This window comes from Ruegeria atlantica (assembly GCF_013033965.1).
Classification (GTDB): Bacteria; Pseudomonadota; Alphaproteobacteria; order Rhodobacterales; family Rhodobacteraceae; genus Ruegeria; species Ruegeria atlantica_D.
Map to the genome: position 1 here is coordinate 2,501 of NZ_WQFE01000025.1, position 3,683 is coordinate 6,183.

1 tRNA gene and 2 rRNA genes are annotated in these 3,683 nt (G+C 53.5%); all 3 read left to right on the plus strand.

Going from position 1 to position 3,683, the window contains the following annotated elements:
- Window positions 1–303 precede the first annotated feature (303 nt).
- Window positions 304–3,130 (plus strand): 23S ribosomal RNA (locus GOW16_RS22360).
- A 185-nt stretch (window positions 3,131–3,315) separates the two neighbouring features.
- Window positions 3,316–3,430 (plus strand): 5S ribosomal RNA (rrf, locus tag GOW16_RS22365).
- 87 nt (window positions 3,431–3,517) lie between these two features.
- A tRNA-Met gene (locus GOW16_RS22370) sits at window positions 3,518–3,594 on the plus strand.
- Window positions 3,595–3,683 lie beyond the last annotated feature (89 nt).

Sequence of the window (3,683 nt, forward strand, 5' to 3'; positions counted from 1 at the left end):
GGATAAGCGGCGCAGTTTGGGTCTAGCCGGCCCTGTCTGCGTATCCCGATCGAAACGAACAGAGTTGTCCAAGTCTAATATACTAACCCGAGCGACCTGCGTTGATCAGCTGCACGGCTGAGAGACCATATGGGGTTGCTCATTTGTCCTCGTCCAAGTGGCGGGGGCGGGAAATGTATGTTTTTGGTTCAGAAGAATGACTGCCTTTAGTTACCAGCTGGGCGGTCTCGATTGACATACTTGTGCTCAAGTAGCCGAATAGGCGGTAGCACAACTATCGTGTGTCTTTCTCTTTCTGGATCAAATCAAGCGCGAGAAGGGCGTTTGGTGAATGCCTTGGCAGCAAGAGGCGATGAAAGACGTGATACTCTGCGATAAGCCATGGGGAGCTGAGAATAAGCTTTGATCCATGGATCTCTGAATGGGGCAACCCACCTGAATGTTTGTTATTGTTAGTTTTGCTAATCAATAATGAGCATGAACAGGTACTTAAGACCTGAATACATAGGGTTTTAAGAGCAAACCCGGGGAACTGAAACATCTAAGTACCCGGAGGAAAGGAAATCAATTGATACTCCCCTAGTAGCGGCGAGCGAACGGGGACCAGCCGAGCCAGATAAGTGACTAGAACACGTTGGGAAGCGTGGCCATAGCGGGTGACAGCCCCGTATAGGAAGCTTTGATGGACGTATTAAGTAGGGCGGAACACGTGAAATTCTGTCTGAAGATCGGAGGACCACCTTCGAAGGCTAAGTACTCCTTGCTGACCGATAGCGAACCAGTACCGTGAGGGAAAGGTGAAAAGCACCCCGACGAGGGGAGTGAAACAGTACCTGAAACCGAACGCCTACAATCAGTCGGAGGCTCCTTGCGAGCTGACGGCGTACCTTTTGTATAATGGGTCATCGACTTGGTCTCACGAGCAAGCTTAAGCCGTTAGGTGTAGGCGTAGCGAAAGCGAGTCTTAATAGGGCGCATGAGTTCGTGGGATCAGACCCGAAACCGAGTGATCTAGGCATGGCCAGGTTGAAGGTAAGGTAACACTTACTGGAGGACCGAACCCACATCCGTTGAAAAGGATCGGGATGAGCTGTGCCTAGGGGTGAAAGGCCAATCAAACTCGGAGATAGCTGGTTCTCTGCGAAATCTATTTAGGTAGAGCGTCATCCGAATACCCCGGGGGGTAGAGCACTGGATGGGTAATGGGGCCCCACAGGCTTACTGATCCTAACCAAACTCCGAATACCCGGGAGTACTAGATGGCAGACACACTGCGGATGCTAACGTCCGTAGTGGAGAGGGAAACAACCCTGACCTACGACTAAGGCCCCCAATTCATGGCTAAGTGGGAAAGCAGGTGGGACGACCAAAACAACCAGGAGGTTGGCTTAGAAGCAGCCATCCTTTAAAGATAGCGTAACAGCTCACTGGTCTAAATAAGTTGTCCTGCGGCGAAGATGTAACGGGGCTCAAGCCATGAGCCGAAGTCTAGGGATGCGTAAGCATCGGTAGCAGAGCGTAGTGTGACATAGTCTCATTCCTCCTTCATGCCTTCGGGCAGATTGGAGGAGAGAGGCTTTCGATGAAGCCGGGGCGTGAGCCATCCGGTGGAGAGATCACTAGTGAGAATGATGACATGAGTAGCGACAAAGAGTGTGAGAGACACTCTCGCCGAAAGTCCAAGGGTTCCTGCTTAAAGCTAATCTGAGCAGGGTAAGCCGGCCCCTAAGCCGAGGCCGAAAGGCGTAGGCGATGGGAACTAGGTTAATATTCCTAGGCCAGGAGGATGTGACGGATCACAGGTGTAGTTCAATCTTATCGGATTGATTGGGCTGCTGAGTGGTTCCTGGAAATAGCCCTCCATCAGACCGTACCCTAAACCGACACAGGTGGACTGGTAGAGCATACCAAGGCGCTTGAGAGAACGATGTTGAAGGAACTCGGCAAAATACCTCCGTAAGTTCGCGAGAAGGAGGCCCGGTTCCTAGGCAACTAGGGGCTGGGGGCACAAACCAGGGGGTGGCGACTGTTTATTAAAAACACAGGGCTCTGCGAAGTCGCAAGACGACGTATAGGGTCTGACGCCTGCCCGGTGCCTGAAGGTTAAAAGGAGAGGTGAGAGCCTTGAATTGAAGCCCAGGTAAACGGCGGCCGTAACTATAACGGTCCTAAGGTAGCGAAATTCCTTGTCGGGTAAGTTCCGACCTGCACGAATGGCGTAACGACTTCCCCGCTGTCTCCAACATCGACTCAGCGAAATTGAATTGCCTGTCAAGATGCAGGCTTCCCGCGGTTAGACGGAAAGACCCCGTGCACCTTTACTACAGCTTCGCACTGGCATCAGGATTGTGATGTGCAGGATAGGTGGTAGGCTTTGAAACCGTGACGCCAGTCGCGGTGGAGCCTCCCTTGAGATACCACCCTTCGCACTCTTGATGTCTAACCGCGGTCCGTTATCCGGATCCGGGACCCTGCGTGGCGGGTAGTTTGACTGGGGCGGTCGCCTCCTAAAGCGTAACGGAGGCGCGCGAAGGTTGGCTCAGAGCGGTCGGAAATCGCTCGTTGAGTGCAATGGCAGAAGCCAGCCTGACTGCGAGACTGACAAGTCGAGCAGAGTCGAAAGACGGCCATAGTGATCCGGTGGTCCCGAGTGGAAGGGCCATCGCTCAACGGATAAAAGGTACGCCGGGGATAACAGGCTGATACTGCCCAAGAGTCCATATCGACGGCAGTGTTTGGCACCTCGATGTCGGCTCATCTCATCCTGGGGCTGGAGCAGGTCCCAAGGGTACGGCTGTTCGCCGTTTAAAGAGGTACGTGAGCTGGGTTTAGAACGTCGTGAGACAGTTCGGTCCCTATCTGCCGTGGGTGTAGGAGACTTGAGAGGAGTTGCCCCTAGTACGAGAGGACCGGGGTGAACGATCCACTGGTGGACCAGTTGTCGTGCCAACGGCAGTGCTGGGTAGCTATGATCGGACAGGATAACCGCTGAAGGCATCTAAGCGGGAAGCCCCCCTCAAAACAAGGTCTCCCTGAGGGCCGTGGAAGACCACCACGTCAATAGGCCGGAGATGTAAGCGCAGTAATGCGTTCAGTTGACCGGTACTAATCGCCCGATAGGCTTGATTTGATCCAGTAACAGAAAGACAAATCAAAAACATACACCTCAGTAAACATGGACAGCGTCGCAGCACCTAGCCGCGATGTTGGTTGATACTATAACCGTGCGGGAACGCGCCTTTTGTAAACAAAAGACGCTGCCTCCCGCGCGTCGCGCTTTTGCTCCGCAAAAGTCGCGACGGGGATTTTCCTCGGTTTGGTGGTCATAGCGCAAGTGAAACACCCGGTCCCATCCCGAACCCGGAAGTTAAGCACTGCCGCGCCAATGGTACTTGGGCTTAAGCCCCGGGAGAGTAGGTCACCGCCAAACCTAGAAAAATCCCCAGTCTCTCTAACGATGAAAAGAACACTACCCGGTCTCAAGTAGCCGAATAGGCGGTAGACCAACGCTAAGTGTCGCGGGATGGAGCAGCCCGGTAGCTCGTCAGGCTCATAACCTGAAGGTCGCAGGTTCAAATCCTGCTCCCGCAACCAGCGTCAGAAAACCTCAGAACAGCCCGTGCAGACTACAATTGATCCCCAGGATCAATCACTTAACATCCTCACCTCCGCAGACCAATAAC